At 53.4% G+C, this 18,561-nt stretch carries 16 protein-coding genes; 7 read left to right on the forward strand and 9 right to left on the reverse strand.

What is annotated here, in order from left to right; translation table 11 throughout:
• Positions 1 to 7 precede the first annotated feature (7 nt).
• The 3 genes from ynaL to QRN24_RS05110 all read right to left on the reverse strand — a co-directional run bounded on the left by ynaL (position 8) and on the right by QRN24_RS05110 (position 2,800).
• The gene (gene ynaL, locus QRN24_RS22795) at positions 8 to 190 is read right to left on the reverse strand and encodes a proline-rich small protein YnaL (protein ID WP_020882481.1); all 183 of its coding nucleotides are present in this window, start codon (positions 188 to 190) and stop codon (positions 8 to 10) included.
• A gap of 274 nt (positions 191 to 464) precedes the next feature.
• Entirely contained in the window at positions 465 to 1,448 is a 984-nt protein-coding gene (gene zntB, locus QRN24_RS05105; RefSeq protein WP_014170313.1) for a zinc transporter ZntB, read from the reverse strand.
• Between the two features lie 200 nt (positions 1,449 to 1,648).
• Positions 1,649 to 2,800 carry a methyl-accepting chemotaxis protein gene (locus tag QRN24_RS05110; RefSeq protein ID WP_284942436.1) on the reverse strand — a complete coding sequence of 384 codons (1,152 nt, stop codon included), beginning with the start codon at positions 2,798 to 2,800 and terminating at the stop codon, positions 1,649 to 1,651.
• Positions 2,801 to 3,257: 457 nt separating this feature from the next.
• Here QRN24_RS05110 and QRN24_RS05115 point away from each other — a divergent pair, with 457 nt between their 5' ends.
• From QRN24_RS05115 to QRN24_RS05130, 4 genes are all read left to right on the forward strand, one after another.
• The gene (locus QRN24_RS05115) at positions 3,258 to 5,387 is read left to right on the forward strand and encodes a putative bifunctional diguanylate cyclase/phosphodiesterase (RefSeq protein WP_083599681.1); all 2,130 of its coding nucleotides are present in this window, start codon (positions 3,258 to 3,260) and stop codon (positions 5,385 to 5,387) included.
• A gap of 92 nt (positions 5,388 to 5,479) precedes the next feature.
• Positions 5,480 to 6,712: a sensor domain-containing diguanylate cyclase gene (locus QRN24_RS05120; RefSeq protein WP_014170316.1), complete on the forward strand. Its 1,233-nt coding sequence runs from the start codon at positions 5,480 to 5,482 to the stop codon at positions 6,710 to 6,712.
• A gap of 73 nt (positions 6,713 to 6,785) precedes the next feature.
• On the forward strand, positions 6,786 to 6,926 hold the full coding sequence (locus QRN24_RS05125; protein WP_020882478.1) for an Ecr family regulatory small membrane protein: 141 nt from the start codon (positions 6,786 to 6,788) through the stop codon (positions 6,924 to 6,926).
• Positions 6,927 to 7,143: 217 nt separating this feature from the next.
• Positions 7,144 to 7,707, forward strand: coding sequence for a DJ-1/PfpI family protein (locus QRN24_RS05130; protein ID WP_284942437.1), 564 nt, complete (start codon positions 7,144 to 7,146; stop codon positions 7,705 to 7,707).
• Positions 7,708 to 7,776: 69 nt separating this feature from the next.
• Here the strand turns inward: QRN24_RS05130 and QRN24_RS05135 are convergent, their stop codons facing one another.
• Positions 7,777 to 8,535 (reverse strand): hypothetical protein, encoded by a 759-nt coding sequence (locus QRN24_RS05135; RefSeq protein WP_284942438.1) that lies wholly within the window; start codon positions 8,533 to 8,535, stop codon positions 7,777 to 7,779.
• 115 nt (positions 8,536 to 8,650) lie between these two features.
• Entirely contained in the window at positions 8,651 to 10,267 is a 1,617-nt protein-coding gene (locus tag QRN24_RS05140) for a peptide ABC transporter substrate-binding protein (RefSeq protein ID WP_086532461.1), read from the reverse strand.
• Between the two features lie 185 nt (positions 10,268 to 10,452).
• Between QRN24_RS05140 and mpaA the strand changes: the two genes are divergently transcribed.
• Positions 10,453 to 11,166, forward strand: a complete 714-nt coding sequence (mpaA, locus tag QRN24_RS05145) for a murein tripeptide amidase MpaA (protein ID WP_020882474.1) — start codon at positions 10,453 to 10,455, stop codon at positions 11,164 to 11,166.
• On the opposite strand, the gene ycjG is transcribed toward mpaA, so the two are convergent.
• Entirely contained in the window at positions 11,157 to 12,122 is a 966-nt protein-coding gene (gene ycjG / locus QRN24_RS05150) for an L-Ala-D/L-Glu epimerase (RefSeq protein WP_284942439.1), read from the reverse strand. The genes mpaA and ycjG overlap by 10 nt on opposite strands.
• 107 nt (positions 12,123 to 12,229) lie before the next feature.
• Between ycjG and tpx the strand changes: the two genes are divergently transcribed.
• Together tpx and QRN24_RS05160 are read left to right on the forward strand one after the other, a co-directional pair.
• A complete protein-coding gene (tpx, locus tag QRN24_RS05155) occupies positions 12,230 to 12,736 on the forward strand; it encodes a thiol peroxidase (RefSeq protein WP_014170323.1) in 507 nt (168 codons plus the stop codon).
• A gap of 332 nt (positions 12,737 to 13,068) precedes the next feature.
• A complete protein-coding gene (locus QRN24_RS05160) occupies positions 13,069 to 14,277 on the forward strand; it encodes an aldose 1-epimerase family protein (protein WP_284942440.1) in 1,209 nt (402 codons plus the stop codon).
• Positions 14,278 to 14,312: 35 nt separating this feature from the next.
• Here the strand turns inward: QRN24_RS05160 and tyrR are convergent, their stop codons facing one another.
• The 3 genes from tyrR to QRN24_RS05175 form a co-directional block, all read right to left on the reverse strand.
• Positions 14,313 to 15,854, reverse strand: a complete 1,542-nt coding sequence (gene tyrR / locus QRN24_RS05165; RefSeq protein ID WP_014170325.1) for a transcriptional regulator TyrR — start codon at positions 15,852 to 15,854, stop codon at positions 14,313 to 14,315.
• A 113-nt stretch (positions 15,855 to 15,967) separates the two neighbouring features.
• Complete coding sequence (locus QRN24_RS05170) at positions 15,968 to 17,020, reverse strand: YcjF family protein (RefSeq protein WP_020882470.1); 1,053 nt, start codon at positions 17,018 to 17,020, stop codon at positions 15,968 to 15,970.
• The gene (locus QRN24_RS05175) at positions 17,017 to 18,414 is read right to left on the reverse strand and encodes a YcjX family GTP-binding protein (RefSeq protein ID WP_284942441.1); all 1,398 of its coding nucleotides are present in this window, start codon (positions 18,412 to 18,414) and stop codon (positions 17,017 to 17,019) included. Before QRN24_RS05175 ends, QRN24_RS05170 begins: the two co-directional genes overlap by 4 nt.
• Between the last annotated feature and the right edge of the window lie 147 nt (positions 18,415 to 18,561).

An 18,561-nucleotide genomic window follows, 5' to 3' on the forward strand; every position in this document is an offset into this window, starting at 1 on the left:
TTTGCGGTCAGATGGCGCGTATCCTCGCAGATCTCGGGGTTCGATGCGACAATTTAATCGGTTCTTCATCGGGCGGCGGGTCAGGCATGGGTTGCGGACGCGGAACAGGATCGGGCATCGGTGTCGGATCGGTGGGGATCGGATCGGACTGACGTGAATACTGCAGTTGCAGAGCGAGTAAGATGCTCATCATTCCCTCCAGGTTTTACTGACGTCCCTTTTAGGGTAGACGCTGGGGAACAGGAGGCAAAAAAAAGCCGACTAGTTAAGTCGGCGTCGTACGAATCAATTGTGCTATGCAGTAATTCAAAAAAGGAAGTAAGACAATATGGAGCGCAACGCCCATCGCTTGACGTTGCATTCACCTGCGGGAGTAATATTGCACCTTACGGGGTCATTGTTTATTGACTTCGCTCAATTAAAAGAGCGTTTTGATCTCCGTAAAAGCTGAAAAAAGCGTAAATTTACAGCCATTTACTACGATGCAACCACCATGCAACACCACCGATCAAAACAACTAACATGACGCAAAATGCGGTAAAGCCATAATGGGCCGCGCCGCCGGGAATTCCGCCCAGGTTCACGCCAAACAATCCCGTCAGGAATGTGCTCGGCAGAAAGACCATTGCCATCAGCGACATCGTATAGGTTCTTCTTGCCAGCGACTCCTGCATCACCTGCGCGATCTCATCCGCCATGACGCCCGTGCGGGCAATACAGGAATCGATTTCATCAAGTCCGCGGCCCAGCCTGTCGGCAATATCCTGCATTCGGCGTCGCTGATCGTCATTCATCCAGTTGAGCCTTTCGCTGGACAGACGCGCGTATACGTCCCGCTGCGGCGTCATATAGCGGCGCATGACAATTAACTGCTTACGCAGGAGCGCCAGAAAACCGCGCGGCGGGATCTGCTGATCGAGCAGGTTATCTTCGAGGTCGATGATTTTATCGTGCAGCTCTTCGATAAACTCACTCGCATGGTCAGTCAGCGCGTCGCAGACGTCCACCAGCCAGCTTCCGCAATCGGTCGGTCCGGTGCCCTCTTTCAGATCGTTCACGATATCATCCAGCGCCAGAACTTTACGCTGACGGGTGGAGACAATCAGACCATCGTCCATATAAACACGCATCGCGACCAGCTGGTCAGGACGTTCATCGGTGCTGCCGTTAATGCAACGCAAAGTGATGAGCGTGCCGTCCCCCATTCTGCTCACACGTGGCCGCAGGCTTTCACCCGCCAGCGCATCACGCACGTTGTTCGGCAGGAGCGGCGTCGTGGCCAGCCAGTCGGCACTGTCCGGATGGGTATAGTTAAGGTGTAGCCAGCAGGGATGCTCATTATCAATGACATCGTTGTCTTCCAGCGGTCGGGCACCGCCACGACCATCCAGCACCCAGGCAAAAACTGCATCAGGAACGTTTAGTTCTGATCCTTTTATACTCTCCACCGCGCCTCCCCCTTTTCAGCTCTTTCGTTGTCAGTCTAGCTTTCATCAGGGGTTAAGCAACAACTATGTTTCGCATCGCGCTGAATTCGCTCAGGAAATAACCGTATTCCGCCAGGAGCCTTTTCAGACCGCACAGGAGGGTAATTCAGCGGCGAGAAGCCGGGATAAAAGAGCCCGGTTAACCGGGCTCTTTTCGTGCATCAGAGGGAGTGACCGGGACGCGAGTGGAATGACAGCGGGCCAGCATGAGAAGGCGTGGATTCAGCCTGATATCCCTTTTCGAGCCGGAAGTTACGCGTTCGCGCCTGCAGTTCACTCACCTGATTACGCAGTACATCAGAGGATCCGTTGAGTTCTTCTGCCATCGTAACGTTACTTTGCGTGACCCGTTCCAGCTCAGATAAGGCCAGCGTAATCTGGGAAATGCCTTTCTCCTGCTCTGACGTCGAGGTGAAAATGTCATCCATCAACTGGCTGACATTGCCGGAGCCGGTCACAATTTCTTGCATATTCTTTTCAGCTTCGGACACAACGGTCACGCCCTGAGTAACGTTATTGCTGGTCACTTCAATCAGCGTTTTGATGTTTTTGGCGGCATCCGCACTGCGGTGGGCCAGGTTTCGCACCTCTTCTGCCACCACCGAAAACCCTTTTCCGTGGTCACCGGCTCTGGCCGCCTCAACGGCCGCGTTTAGCGCCAGGATATTCGTCTGGAAGGCAATGCCGTCGATCATTGAGATAATCTCCGTCATTTGCTGTGCACATTCGGTAATGGATTGCATATTGGTGGCCACCTGCCCCATCAACTCGCCACCTTTACGCGCCTGCAATGTCGCCCTGTTTGCCTGCTCGCTGGCCAGTCGGGTGTTATCTGCATTATTTCGGGTACTTGCTGCCATCTGCTCCATGCTGGCAGCCGTTTGCACCAGCGATGCAGACTGCTGCTCTGTTTTCACCGAAAGCTGCGCGCTACGCGCGGAGAGTTGATCGGACAAGGTCATGGCGGTTTGCGACGAGGCCCTGATCTCGCGTACCAGGGTCGCGATGTTGCTGGAGAGGCTGTTAATCCCGGGGATTAAACGCCCTGCACAGTTATTGCCAAATTCAGGGATAATCACGCCAAGATTGCCTGCAGTCACTTCTTCAATACTTTTTTTCACCGTATTGATCGGCGTCACAAGATACTTAGTCATGTAGCCCCAGAGCAAAAATAGCGCAACGAAATTAACGATATTGAGTGAAATAAAGAGAGAGGATTTGCTGGAAAATAGAACAACGACACCTGCATCAACCAGGAAAAGACATAAAAGGAACCCGGCAATGAAGGTTCTGACACTAATATTTCTTAGCATGATTATATCCACGATTTTATATTTAGGTCGGCATTAAGATTTATAGCATTCGTGTTGTTGTTTGTCCTGATGAACAACGCTGGTTTCACCTTTCGCCGTTAGCCACCTGAGATTTAACTTAAGTCAGACAAAAACAGGGTATTAGTGAAAATGTTATATGCAGCATCCTGTGATACTGGTTTCCTGCCACTTTAAGCGATACCATCGCCTGCGATGAGACAATATGGCCGCGCTCATATTTAAGGAGCTTTGCTGCAATTATTCGCCTTTGTTTAGCAATGCTTAATAAGTGCCGGAAAGAATATATTTTATATTCACCGCCAGCCTTACCGTTTTAATATGACCGGTCGTTTTGCACGATACCTAACTCATATTATTTGAATGCGCATGTACGTTGCCAGTTAAAGACGTGCCCGGCAGGCGAAATCGGTAACCCTCTTTGGCGTGGGATTGCATAATGCTCAATATATCGTGGGACCCTGTGTTAATAGCCCTCTCGTATCTGGTGGCCTTTATCGCCTCATTTGTGGCCCTGGACAGCGCCGGAAAAATCCCGCTTTCCAGCCGTAAAACGGCGATGTTCTGGCGTATCGCCGGAGGCGTCACGCTTGGGATCGGGATCTGGTCAATGCACTTCATCGGCATGCTGTCGATGCAAATGCCGATGATAATGAGCTATAACCTCTGGTTAACCCTCGCCTCACTGGGCGTGGCGGTGGTTGCATCCACGGTCGCCATCAATATTGCCGTAACGGGTAAAACCCTTTCCCCTTTTCGATTGATCGTTGCCACGGTGCTCCTGAGTGCTGGTGTGGTCTGTATGCACTTTATCGGTATGGCCGCACTGATGCTGGACAGCCATATTCTCTGGGATCGACGCATTGTTGCCGTGTCCGTGTTGATTGCCGTTATGGCCTCCGGCGCGGCGCTGTGGCTGGCATTTCGCCTGCGGGATATGCGCAAAGGGGTGTTTATCAATCGTATTCTCGCGGCCTGCGTGCTGGGTGTCGCCATCTGTGCGATGCACTACACCGGCATGCGTGCTGCCCATTTTCAGGAAATGACGCATACCCTGCCCGGCGGTATCAGCGAGTTGGGGTTATCGGTCTGGGTTTCTGTCACCACACTGTGCCTGCTCGGCGGTATGTTAATGATTTCGCTCATCGACTCGCACCGGCGGACGAACCGACTGACCGACAACCTACGCCAGCTTAATCGTCAGCTTGAACTGCAGGCGCGGTTTGATGCGCTCACCGGTCTCGCTAATCGCCACCAGATGGACATTCGGATGCAGGATTGCCTGCGCAGCGCATTGCTCAGCAAGAAGCCATTCGCCGTGATTTTCCTCAACGTCGATCATTTCAAACGCATCAACGATACCTGGGGCCACAACACCGGGGATGAGTTGTTAATCTCTCTCGCGCAGCGCATTACCGCCCGCCTTACCCGCGAGATGACCCTCGCCAGGCTTGGCGGCGACGCCTTTATCCTGCTGGTTCCCGAGTGTGACGACGATAGACTCAACGCGCTGCTCACGACATTGCTGGAGGATATGCGCCGCCCGTTTTCACTTTGTGGACACACGCTGAGCACAACAATCAGCGCGGGGGTCAGCCTCTACCCGCAGGATGGCGAGACGCTGCATGAGCTGAAGCTAAAAGCCGATGCGGCCCTGAATCGCGTCAAAGAGGATGGACGAAACGGCTGGGCCGTCTACCGGAACGAGATGTCAACGGCCATTCCGGCTAACCCCGGCTTCCTGCAGGAGTTAACTCAGGCGCTGGAACGCGATCAGTTTGAACTGTGGTATCAGCCGACCTGGCATGCAAAAGACACCACTATTCACGGTTTTGAAGCCCTTCTGCGCTGGCGGCACCCTGAGCAAGGGGTGTTGCTGCCTAATCTGTTTTTACCGTCGCTGGAACAAACGGGGCTGATCATCCCGGTGGGGAACTGGGCGATTGAAGCGGCATGCCGTCAGCTTCATTTCTGGACAGAACAAGGTTTCAGCCAGTGGACATTGTCCTTTAACCTCTCCCCCGTCCAGTTCGAACAGCCGGATATCTTCCACATCATTTCGTCGATGTTGCATAAATATAATCTGTCGCCCTCCCGGCTTATCCTTGAGGTGACGGAAAGTACCGCACTGAAAAATCTCGACCGCAGTATTGAATTACTCAATGCGTTCAATCAAGCCGGGATTACCGTCTCGATTGATGATTTTGGCACCGGCTATTCCAACCTGTTGATGTTGAGCGTTCTGCCCGCTAAAGAGCTAAAAATCGACAAGAGCTTTGTGCACTCGATGCTGGTAAATGAAAAAAGCCGCAAGCTGGTGGAAACCATTATTAATATCGCCAGGACCATGGAAATGAATGTGGTTGCAGAAGGGATCGAGACGCAAGAACAACAGGTGGTGCTGACGGACCTCGGCTGTGATTACCTGCAGGGGTTCCTTTTCTCCCGTCCTTTACCTGCCGAACAGGTTCCCTGGCTGCTGCTGCAAAAAAACTCAGACAAACAAATTATACCCATTGGTAAAATTCACGCGGAACCCGCATATATTTCACAAAAAAATCATGCCTGACCGGGTTAAGTAGAGTATGTTTCAAAGGAGTCCACTCCCGTTAATTCTGTCATGATCCTCAGGCACATGGTGCCGATGTACAGGAATACGCTATGTCGCAAAATTGTTTTGATGCGCTGAATTTAATTAAAACCCCCGTGTGGCTCATTTCACCTGCTTCAGAACAGATCATTTTTGCAAATGTGGCCGCCGCTCAGATCATGGGCGATAAAACCCTGGATGACCTACGCAAAGGTACCTATTCCGCCAATGCGCATCACGTGCTGTCGATGTATGTGCCTGAACTGAAGAGTGAGCAGGAGATCGTCGAAATCTGGACCATCTCGCGCGATGGACATGAAACCGCGCTGAGCTGCCGTCTCTCGCTTGCCCATTTCGTGCCCCAGGGGAATGTTATTGTTTTTGAAGGGCTGACGCAGCAGGTTCTCTCCGGGCTTAAGGCCAGCCGCTCCGCGACCTACCAGCGCAAAAAACAGGGATTTTACGCGCGCTTTTTCCTGACCAACAGCGCGCCAATGCTGCTTATCGATCCGTCCCGGGATGGCCAGATTGTGGATGCCAATCTGGCGGCGCTGACTTTTTACGGTTATGCGCATGATGAAATGTGCAGGAAACATACCTGGGAAATCAATACCCTGGGGCGGGATGTGATCCCCGTAATGACGGAAATTGCCGCGTTGCCGGGCGGCCATAAGCCCCTCAACTTTATCCACCGTCTGGCCGATGGCTCCACCCGCCATGTTCAGACCTATGCCGGGCCGATTGAAATTTACGGTGACAAATTGATGTTGTGCATTATCCACGATATCACCGAGCAAAAAAGGCTGGAGCAGGAGCTGGAACACGCGGCACTGCGTGATTCCATGACGGGCCTGCTCAACCGGCGTCAGTTCTATATCATCACCGACCAGGCCAATACCCATCATCTTCCCGCGCAGCAGCAATTTAGCCTGCTGCTGGTGGATACCGATCACTTCAAAAATATCAACGACCTCTTCGGCCACCTGAAAGGTGATGAGGTACTGATCTCGCTCTCGCGCACGCTGGAAGCCTGTAGCCGCAAAGAGGACCTGGTCTTCCGCTGGGGCGGTGAGGAGTTCGTCATCCTGCTGCCGCGCACCCCGCTCGACACCGCCCTGCAAATCGCCGAAACTGTGCGCGATGCGGTCGCCCGCATCACGATCCCGGGTTTACCTCGTTTCACCGTCAGCATTGGCGTGGCGCGACATAATCCGGGCGAGAGTATGGATGAGCTGTTTAAACGTGTGGACGATGCGCTTTATCGCGCCAAAAGTGATGGGCGCAATAAAGTCCTGGCGGCATGAAACTGGTGTATCTCCGTAAGCCCCGTTACAATGCCCCTCTCGAATAAATGGACCACAGGTGGGTAGATGTGCAATGGGAAAAACAGAAATAATACTCACCATAATTATTTTATTCGTTATTATATTCGGCTTCTGGTTTATTTTCAGCGGTGAGATCTGGTTTCTGGTGGAATACCTTGAGAACAGTATCTACCCCACCTTCGATGCGCTATGACGCATGTTTAATTCCTTGTTTCACCTACCGAATTTGTCAGGTATCAGCACCGGTAAGAGGTGCGTAAAATACGCAACGTTATCCTCCAACAAGTTGATAACGAATCATTAAATCATTTGCTTATTTCGCCCGTTCTCTGACGGGCTTTTTTTATTTCCGGCAATTCAGCTGTGCCAGGCTATATCTTAAACATCGTTAAACCTAAAGGTGAGAAATGATGAGCAAGAAGATCCTGATGTTGGTCGGCGATTACGCCGAAGATTATGAAACAATGGTGCCCTTTCAGGCTTTACAGATGATTGGCCATCAGGTGGACGCCGTCTGCCCGGACAAATCCCGTGGCGACTACATCATGACGGCGATCCATGATTTCGACGGTGCCCAGACCTACAGTGAAAAGCCGGGCCACCGTTTTATCCTCAATGCCGATTTTTCCGCCGTAAAAGAGCAGGATTATGACGCGCTGCTAATCCCGGGCGGACGAGCCCCTGAATATCTCCGGCTAAATGATGACGTGCTGAAACTGGTGCAGGCCTTCGACGCCGCGCGCAAACCGATTGCTGCGGTTTGCCACGGACCGCAACTGCTCGCTGCTGCCGGCATATTAAAAGGACGAACCTGTAGCGCCTATCCCGCCTGTGCGCCTGAAGTCCGCCTCGGCGGCGGGCACTATGCCAATATCGGTATCGATCAGGCGCACATAGACGGTAATCTGGTCACTGCTCCCGCCTGGCCTGCGCATCCGCAATGGCTGGCGAAATTCAGTGCATTGCTAGAATAACGTTGCCCTGCTCCCGCCAGCAGCGCCTGGCGGGAGCAATCCGCGGGGAATAATGTGTCGCCCGGCGATTTAGCGATCCTGCCGCTCCCACTGCGCTTCCCGCTCACGCGCTTTTCTGCGGGCTTCCTCTTTTTCACGATACAGTGGCGGATAGTAGATGTTCCCCCAGTCCCATTTACCGAACCAGAGACTCATCAGCGTACTAAAGATGAGTATAAGCACGGTATAAAACAGGACGGTTCCGCTTTCACCGCCGTGGCTGAACAGATCGATGACCAGCGAATGCTGCGCGTCGCTAAACCACTGCGGTTGGTCATCAAGCATCATGAAAAACAGGATCCCAAAGAGTAAATCCCCGACTTTAAATCGCTCATGAAATTTCGTGCGCCAGTTTGCATTATGTTTTTCATAATAATTCAGCAGGAACTGGTTGTTTTCCTTCAACGCTAAATCAAGTACTTCGCCTGAAGGAACTTCACCCGACCTCTTCTGATAATCACTCTGCGCGCGCAAGAAATCCGGGAAGATTCTGCTGTAGATGAGCTCATTAAGTAATAGCCTGACGATATTGGCTATAAAAGGCATCAGGGTGGTGGCAATCAAACCTAAGGCAGCGAGCGCCACGCAGAAAAAACCCAGATGTTCGGTCCAGTTAAGTGTCTGAACAGGCCAGGTCAACATTCCTTGCCCGCTGTATACCAGCAGCGCCAGATCGGCGAAAAGGACAATATAGATGAAGCGGATAATCCATTGCCATTCCCAGATTTTATCCATAATCCCTAACCCTGCCGGGAAAGACGCTTTCTCTTTCTTTTCATCCGTCATCATTTACCTCCCCTTTGACTCACGGAACAAACATCCCTCGTTCAATAAAGAAAAACTGGCGCAAATGCGCCAGCTCTGAATTTAACGTTCACAACGAAGACCGGCGGTTCCCGGCTCGTCAGTGTTTCTCAATATACATCGTCCGGCTATAAGCCACGTCTTCCGGGTTATTAATGGGGTAACCTTTCACCCATGGTTTGATCAGGCGGCCGTTGGTGTACTGGTAAATAGGTGCGATTGGCGCTTTTTCCGTGAGGATTTTCTCCGCCATGTTGTAGTCTGCGTTGCGGGCTTTCGCCGTGTTTTCGAGCGTCGCCTGATGGATAATTTTATCGTACGCCGGATCGTTGAAACGCGAGATATTGCCGCTGTGGGTTGAGGTCAATAACGACAGGAAGGTCGATGGCTCATTGTAATCCCCGACCCATGACGCGCGGATCACATCGAAATTACCGGTATTACGGCTGTCGATGTAGGTTTTCCACTCCTGGTTCTGCAGTTTGACGTCAACGCCGAGGTTTTTCTTCCACATCGAGGCCACCGCAATCGCGATTTTCTGATGGTTTTCTGACGTGTTGTACAACAGGTTCAGCTTCAGCGGGCGCTGAGGGCCATAGCCCGCGGCCTGAAGCAGCGTTTTCGCCTGGGCATTAAGTTCCTGCTGTGACATTTGCTCAAACGGCGAGGTTTCTGGCGTAAACCCTGCCGTCACGTCTGGCGTGAAATGCCAGGCGGGCTTCTCACCGGTTCCTAACACTTTGTCCGCCATGATGCGGCGATCGATGGTCATGCTCAGGGCGAGGCGTACACGGGCATCGGCCGTGGGTCCTTTTTGCGTATTAAACGCATAGTAATAGGTGCCCAGCTGAGGCGGTGTATACACCTGTCCCGGAATGTCCTTGAGCAGCTTCTGATACATGTTTTTCGGGAACGATTCGGTGATATCAATATCATCCGCCAGATAGCGTTTAGTGGCCGAGGATTCCTGGTTAATCGGTACGAACGTCACTTTTTGCAGGACGGTTTTGGCGTTATCCCAGTAGTGTGTATTCGGCACCACAACCAGTTTTTCATTCACCACGCGATCTTTCAGAACGTAGGCGCCATTTCCGACCAGAGCCCCCGGACGCGTCCACTCTTTTCCGCTCTCCACATTGGCCTTTTGCACCGGATAGAAGGCAAAGTTTGCCGTCAGATTGCTAAACCACGGCAGCGGTTTATCCAGCTGCACACGTAAGGTTTTTGCATCTACGGCCGTCACGCCCAGCGTATCTGGCGCGGCTTTACCATCAATTATCGCCTGTGCGTTATGGATACCCGCCAGCGCCGCAAACCAGGCAAACGGAGACGTGGTTTTCGGATCAACCAGACGCTGCCAGCTGTAGACAAAATCCTGAGCGGTAACCGGCGAACCGTCAGACCATTTCGCGTTATCACGTAAGGAGAAGGTCCAGATACGGTTATCGTTACTCTGCCAGCGCGTCGCCACGCCTGGGGTCAGTTCACCTTTCTCATTCTGATTAACCAGTCCTTCAAAAAGGTCGCGAATGACCTGTATCTCGGGTAATCCCACGGCTTTTGCCGGATCAAGGGAAGCCGGCTCATCTTTAATGTGTCTGGCCAGCTCCTGTTTTTGCGCCAGTACCGTGCCCTGTGGCACATCAGCAGCGTACGAGAGTGAAGAGAGTCCGCACAGCAACAGTGCAGTACAGAGACGCGAAACAGGATGCTTCATAAGATCCCCTTTTATGAATTCAGGTAATAAGCAGATGCGTAATTATTTGTTTCGACAATGAGAATTGCAAATACCTTCCTCCGGAAAGTTGATATCCGGCAATTTTCCCGCCATACGGAAACTATTTGATTAACCGCGAGTTTTGCACAACACTGCCAGTAGAGACTTCTTTATCAGGATTTCCTATGGCAATCACCCGACCCAGAGCGGAACGCGGCGCCTTCCCGCCAGGTGCAGAGCAGTATGGCCGTTCATTTTTAGGCGCATCGCTGATTTGGTTTCCGGCCCCCGATGCCGATCGCAACAGCGGTTTGATCATTGCCGGCACGCACGGCGACGAGAACTCTTCTGTCGTCACGCTCTCGTGCGCGCTGCGCACGTTGACGCCCAGCTTACGACGTCATCACGTGATTCTGGCCGTCAACCCGGATGGGTGTCAGCTTGGGTTACGCGCCAATGCGCGGGGCATCGATTTAAACCGTAATTTCCCTGCAGCAAACTGGCGCGCCGGTGAAACGGTTTATCGCTGGAACAGCTCCGCTGAAGAGCGTGACGTTGTCTTACTGACCGGCGACACGCCGGGCTCGGAGCCGGAAACACAGGCGCTGTGCCAGTTAATCCATAAGATCCACCCGGCCTGGGTTGTCACCTTTCACGATCCGCTGGCCTGCATCGAAGATCCGCGGCACACCGAGCTGGGCGAATGGCTGGCGAATGCTTTCGCCCTGCCGCTTGTCTCCAGCGTGGGCTATGAAACCCCTGGCTCATTCGGCAGCTGGTGTGCCGACCTGGGATTACCTTGCATCACCGCGGAATTCCCGCCGATATCGTCAGATGAAGCCAGCGAAAAATATTTAAAAGCCATGGTGGAGCTTCTGCGCTGGCAACCTCAAAAATGAAGGACGCCGCTGGTAAACGTGAGTGCCGGTGAAACGTCAACCGCCAGCCATGTCGGGCCATCAAGATCGGCAAAACTGACATGATTTACCAGCGGCAGCGCCGCGTTGATCGCCCGGGATGTACACAGCATGCATCCCAGCATGATTGAAAACCCCTGAGCCTGCGCCTGTTCTGCCAGCGACAGCGCCTCTGTTAGCCCGCCGGTCTTGTCGAGTTTGATATTGACCATCTCGTAACGGCCCTGCAGTTCAACCAGGCTATCGCGCGTATGGCAGCTTTCATCCGCGCAGATGGGCAGCGGGTGGATAAAATTCTTCAGCGCCGCATCATCCTGTGCCGGCAGAGGCTGTTCCAGCATGGCTACGCCCAGGTCGGCCAGCAGCTGACATCGTGCGGCAAGGCCTTCGGGATGCCATGACTCATTCGCATCCACAATTAACGTGGCTGTCGGGACTGCCGCGCGGATAGCGACCATACGCTCGCTGATCAGACGATCGTCAAGCTTCACCTTTAACAGCGTCGCCCCGGCATCAAAGAGTGCTTTTGCGCTGGCGGCCATGTGTTCAGGCTCGCCAATCACCACCGTTTGCGCCGTGACAACCGATGTCGGCAACGTGACGCCTAGCAGCGTCGTCAGCGAGGTTTGCTGTTTGGCAGCCTCCAGGCTCCAGAGTGCGCAGTCAATCGCATTACGCGCCGCGCCGGCGGGTATACGCTGCTGTAACGCCTCGCGGGTGAGCCCTTTTTCCAGATCGGGAACGAGTGTCATGATAAGTGCCATTACCGACGCCAGACTTTCGCCATAGCGCGGGTACGGCGTGCATTCGCCGACGCCCTTAATGCCGTCCTCTTCTATCTCCACCACGACCACACTGGCTTCGCTTCGACTGCCGCGGGAGATCACAAACGGGGTATGCAATGGCCAGGTTTCTTCATAGACCTTAACGCTTCTCATCACTGACTCCTTGCGGCCCGGAAAGGCGAAAAAATTGGTTTGCCGTGTTATCCGCTGATGGCATACACTAGCCCCGACGTTAACTATATGTAAACAGGAAGATATCTATGTCACAACTCGTTCATTTCCAGGGCAACCCGGTTGCTGTTGCAGGTTCCATTCCACAGGCTGGCAGCAAAGCACAGGCTTTTACTCTGGTGGCTAAAGATCTGTCTGACGTCACACTGTCTCAGTTTGCTGGCAAACGCAAAGTCCTGAACATTTTCCCAAGCATCGACACCGGCGTCTGTGCTGCATCCGTGCGCAAATTCAACCAGCTGGCGACGGAAATGGATAACACTGTTGTGCTGTGTATTTCTGCCGACCTGCCGTTCGCCCAGTCCCGTTTCTGCGGTGCTGAAGGCCTGAGCAACGTCATTACCCTCTCCACCCTGCGCAGCCCGGATTTCCTGGAAAACTACGGCGTGAGCATCGCGGAAGGCCCACTGAAAGGCCTGGCAGCGCGCGCTGTACTGGTTATCGATGAAAATGACAACGTCGTGTTCAGCGAACTGGTTAACGAAATCACCACCGAGCCGGATTACACTGCCGCGCTGGACGTGTTGAAAGCATAATGAATGCTTAGCATTCTATATAGCTTAGCAATCTAATGAAATAACAGGGTTTATTTCTCTTTGCAGGCTCTGGAAGACGACACATGACAAACCTCGCACTGGCGGGGTTTTTTATTCCCTTTAAGCTGAATCGTTAAAGCTAAACCCTTCACCGTTCACATTTACTGTGCAATTAATTGTATTAAAGTTAACTTAATTGCGATCTTATTCTCATATTAGACCTTAAATATTCATATTTTCTTCCCCAGTGAAGCACATCACATTTCCCTTCAGGTCAAAACATTAGATTTGCTGACGAAAGCAAATAATCGTTTCAGCAAAAAGGAAAGGATATGAAAATTAAACTGGCTATTACGCTCCTTGCGGCTTTGATTTCGGGTCATGCTGCGGCGAAAACCTGGGTGCTGACAAGCGCTGAAAGCGGCGTGGAGAAAGGAAACTGGAAAATAACGAGCAATGAGCTGAAGGTAAAAGATCAGGCGTTCAGCATTGAACAAAAAGTGTTGCACGGTGGCAAACAGGAAGGCAGCAAAATCCTTGTTATCAGCAGTAAAAGTGGCCTGACCATTACCTTAAGCCCCTCTCGCGGCATGAACCTGCTCCATGTGGAAGGCTTCGGCACCAGAATGGGCTGGGATTCCCCGGTAAAAGAGGTCGTGAACCCGGCATATATTAATCTGGAAAGTCGCAACGGGCTTGGCTGGCTGGAAGGTTTCAACGAGATGATGGTGCGCTGTGGCTATGAGTGGACGGGGCATCCGGTCACGGCTGACGGCCAAATCTACACGCTTCACGGCAAGGCGGGCAATACGCCTGTATCGCAGGTAGAAGTTGAGGTGGCTGACGCCGCCCCCCATGAAATTCGAATTCGCGGTTTGCTCAAAGAGAGCACGTTCAAAAAAGCAGATTTGCAGACCATGACCGAACTGCGTTACGTCCCAGGAACCAACCAGTTCAGTTTGCATGATGTCCTGACAAACCATGCCGATTACCCGCATGATTATCAAATCATCTACCACAGCAACTTTGGTACCCCGATCCTCGAAGAAGGTGCACGCTTCCTTGCCCCGGTCGCGAGCGTCAGTCCATTCAATGACTACGCGAAAGCTGGTGTCAACGACTGGCAGACCTATGCCGGGCCAACGAAAGGCTTTGATGAGATGGTGTTTAACCTCAAACCGCTTGCGGATAACAACCACGAAACCCTCGCGGCCGTGGTGAATAAAGCCGGTGATAAAGGGGCGTCCATTCAGTTTGATACCCGCCAGTTGCCGGTGCTGACCTTATGGAAAAACACCGACACCCTGAAGCAAGGTTATGTCACCGGTATTGAACCGGGTACCAGCTACGCCTACCCGGTCACCATTGAGCGCGAACAAAAACGCGTTAAGCAACTGCAACCGGGAGCCAGCACACAGTTTGATCTGACCTATACCCTGCTCCATAACCCGCAACAGGTGAAAGACGTGGAGAACCGAATTGCATCGATTCAGGGAGAGACAAAGGTCGACATTAATAGCACCCCTATCGCAAAAGAATGAGTAAAAAAAAGCCTCTTTACAGAGGCTTTTTACCGTTATTCGTCACCCTTCTTCTGATTCAAACCATACTCTCGCAACTTATTGGCAATCGCGGTGTGTGAAACGCCAAGGCGTTTTGCCAGCTTACGGGTGCTTGGATAGCTACGGTACAGTTGCGTCAGCACGGAGCGCTCAAAACGGCTGGTAATGTCATCCAGTGAACCTTCCATCGCCTCTTCACCTACTGACACCGTCCCGGCATCGTAATCCGGTAACAGAATATCCTGCGGGCGCAGTTCATAACCTTCCAGCTGCGTCAGTGCGCGGTAAACGGCGTTCTTAAGCTGGCGAATGTTGCCCGGCCAGCCGTAGCGCATGAGCACCGTGCCGAGATCGGCTGAAAGCTTCGGACGCGGTACCCCCTGCTCGTCGGCAAAGCGCGCCACAAAGAGTTCGGTCAGCGGCATGATATCCTGCGGGCAATCGCGCAGCGGTGGGATATTCAGGGTCAGGACATTCAGGCGGTAGTAGAGATCCTCGCGGAATACCCCTTTTTGCACCAGTTCGACCAGGTTTTTCTGCGTCGCACAAATCACACGCACATCCACATGAACTTCATGATCCTCGCCTACGCGGCGGAACGTGCCATCATTGAGGAAGCGCAGCAGCTTGGCCTGCATGCGTGGCGACATTTCACCAATCTCGTCCAGCAGCACGGAACCGCCGTTAGCCTGCTCGAAGAACCCTTTTTTACCTTCCGGCGCGTGACCAAATAATTCGCTTTCGACGGCATCTTCCGGAATCGAGGCGCAGTTCAGGGCCAGATACGGTTTTGCCGCTCGCGGGCTGGCCAGGTGCACAGCGTGCGCCAGCAGGTCCTTCCCGGTACCGGTATCGCCGGTAATCAGCAGTGGCGCGGTCAGACTCGCGAGTTTGCGCGCCTGGTCTACCACATGCCGCATTTTCGGGCTGACGGCAATAATCTGGCTGAATGCCCCCACATCCTGGCTGGAGATATTTTGCAGCTGACGGCCCATGCGCACGGTAGAACGCAGCATGATCACGGCGCCGGTCAGAACGCGCGTGTCGGCCTCGCCTTTCAGATAGACCGGCGTTATCTCCATTAAGAAATTCTGTCCGTGGATAACCACATGCTCGCTGTGGGTGTTCTGCGGGTTGCTGTCCAGCCAGCGCTGGAAGTTAAAGCCGGGAATCAACTGTGCTGCATTGTGGTTGCTGAGTTTTTCCTGACTCTGCGCGAACAGCTGACAGCTGGCATGGTTAACACGCTCAACCTTACTTTTTAAATCCAGGGAGAGGAAAGGTTCTGGCATGGCTTCAAGCAATGCGCTCAATGCCAGATGCTCGCGCTCCGACGGCATCCAGGGGATGGTGCGTACATCCGTAACGCCAGCGATACGGCGTATTTCTGCCATCAGGCTACTGAACGTATTAAATTCAATTTCGGCAAAATTGAGGTAAATTCGCCCGACAGGATCGATCTCAATGCCACGTAAATCAATGCTACGTAAAACAAGAAGATCGAGTAATTCGCGGGTCAGACCGAGACGGTCTTCACAGAAGACTTCAAGACGCATGGGAAATTCACCGTTTTAAGCCAATAACATTAAAATGATATGTCAGAACACGGTGATCGGGAAGATGGCTGTCAACAAATATTGACAGCCAGCACGATTAATGACCAAACCGGCTACTGAACCGGTTTTTTATTGAGCGTCTCTTTGAGCTGACCGATTAACTCACGTCGGAAATCCCCCAATCGCGGCTTATCGCCATCAATCCACGGCAGTGGACGGCACACTTCCATCGCTTTGATGCCCAGACGGGCGGTCAACAAACCGGCACCAATACCCTGCGCGGCACGGGCAGAGAGACGCGCCGCCAGATCCTGCGACATCCAGTCCATCCCCACTTCCCGCACCAGCTCGCTTGCTCCGGCAAAGGCGATGTTGAGCAATACCAGACGGAACAAGCGAAGGCGGCTGTAGTACCCCAGCTCAATACCGTATAAAGCAGCAATCCTGTTAATCAGACGCAGGTTACGCCAGGCGATAAACGCCATATCCACCAGCGCCAGCGGGCTGACAGCAATCATCAGGGTTGATTCCGCAGCAGAGCGGCTGATTTCGCGCCGCGCCTGGGCATCCAGCACCGGCTGCACCATGTGGGAATACAGCGTCACCACTTCACGATCGTTCTGGGTTTCATGGATAGCGGCATACCAGCGCTGAAGCGCCGGGTGTGACTGGTCAATACCCGCCTGACTGGCCAGCTTTTCACAAAACGCGCGGCCTTTGCCGGTTCCGTGACTGTGGAGCAGATCCCGCGCTTCATCACGCTCATGGGCGCGCTGTCGCAGGCGCCACAGGCGACGCCACTCGGTCGCAACAGACCCGACACCCGCCCCCACAATCAGAGCACCGGCAGCGCAGCCGCCCAACGCGACCCAATCCTGGGTTTGCCAGGCGTTGACTGCCCACTGGACGCCTTGCCCAACCACGCTGACGCCAAACAACGCCAGCCCGGCAGTCACCATCTTTCGCCACAGGCTGCGTTTTGGGCGTAGCGCGGCTTCCACGACCGCTTCAGCCGGCCCCTCTTCAACAAGCAGCTCTTCGGTCAGCGCCGGGGCAAAATTATCTGCCTGCGGGCCATTAAACGTCTGCGCAGTTTTAAACGCCTCCGGGTGCTCTTGCTCAAGCGTTCCGGTAAAATCAATGCGCGGTTTTAACGGTTCCGTCATCGCAATTTATCTCCAATCAAAAACTCCAGCGCCGCATCCAGACGGATATGCGGTAACGGCTGATCGACCGTCATGGCCTGCGGGCGGAAGGCTTCAAACTGGAAGCCCTGGTTCTGCCAGAAGGCCGGCCCCGGAAGGCGGGCGGGCACTTCGCCCGGATAGACAGTAAGCGGTTCGCCGTCGCTAAGACGATTCCCGCGCAATGCCGGTATTTTCTCGCCATTAAGGTCAATCAACCCACTCTGTGTCGCCTGTACGGAAGCCAGTCCGAGGCAATCCATGCTGATCCCTTCGAACGCGGCATTCTGCCAGGCGTCCTGCACCAGTTGCTGCAGCAGCGACACCATATTGGCATGCTGATCGACCGTCACGTGATCGGCTTTTGTGGCCGCAAACAGCAGCTTGTCGATAACGGGTGAGAAGAGACGGCGAAACAGCGTGCGCTGCCCGTAGTGAAAACTTTGCATTAACTGTGTCAGCGCCAGGCGCATATCGTTGAAGGCCTGCGGCCCGCTGTTCAGCGGTTGCAGGCAATCCACCAGCACAATCTGGCGATCAAAACGTAAAAAGTGGTTTTTATAAAAACCTTTCACCACTTTTTCACAGTAGTAATTGTAACGCTCGCGCAGCATTCCGGCGTTAGTGTGTTTGTCCGCCTGGGCCAGTTTTGACTCCCCGATGCCATCCACGTCCAGCCACGGGAAAAACTGCAGCGCAGGTGCGCCCGCCAAATCTCCCGGCAGAACAAAACGGCCCGGCTGGATGAAATGCAGCCCTTCCTGCTTACACTGATGCAGATACTCCGTCCAGGCCTCGGCAATCGCCGCCAGCCGGTTTTCATCGGCAGGCGCCAGCGGATCCAGGCCTTCGCACAGTTTTCGCCATTTCGTCGACCACTCGGCGCGGTTGCCCTGCAACAGCCCCGTCATCTGCCGTGACCAGCTGAGATAATCCTGTGCCAGCATAGGTAAATCGAGCAACCACTCACCGGGGTAATCCACAATTTCCAGATACAGGGTGGAGGTATCCTTGAAGTGGCGCATCAGGGATTCATTAGAGCGAAAACGCAGCGCGAGGCGAATTTCACTCACCCCGCGCGTCGGCGTCGGCCAAGTGGGCGGTTCACCATAAAGCTGAGTCAGCCCTTCATCATAGGTAAAGCGGGGAATGCCAAAATCGCGCTGAGGCACACGTTTAACCCCCAGCAGGCGCTCTTCCCGCACGGCGCTCAGCAGCGGCAGCCGCGCCCCACTGTGCAGGTTAAGCAGCTGGTTCACCATCGCGGTGATAAACGCCGTCTTGCCGCTGCGGCTCAGCCCCGTCACCGCCAGACGCAGATGACGGTCAACGCCACGGTTCACCAGTGAATTGAGTTCGTTCTTAAGTCGCTTCATCGCCGTCCTTCATTGCCCGGAAGCCTCAAATACATTGCTTCAGAATACAATAAATGGGGGCAGATCGTTGATTATCAATTCTTATTTATTGCTATTGCCGTTTTCTCTCCAGTAAGATGAACGACATTGCTGTTAGTCAGGAGTGAG

Origin of the sequence: Enterobacter sp. MEB024, assembly GCF_030209635.1 — a bacterium.
GTDB lineage: Bacteria > Pseudomonadota > Gammaproteobacteria > Enterobacterales > Enterobacteriaceae > Enterobacter > Enterobacter ludwigii.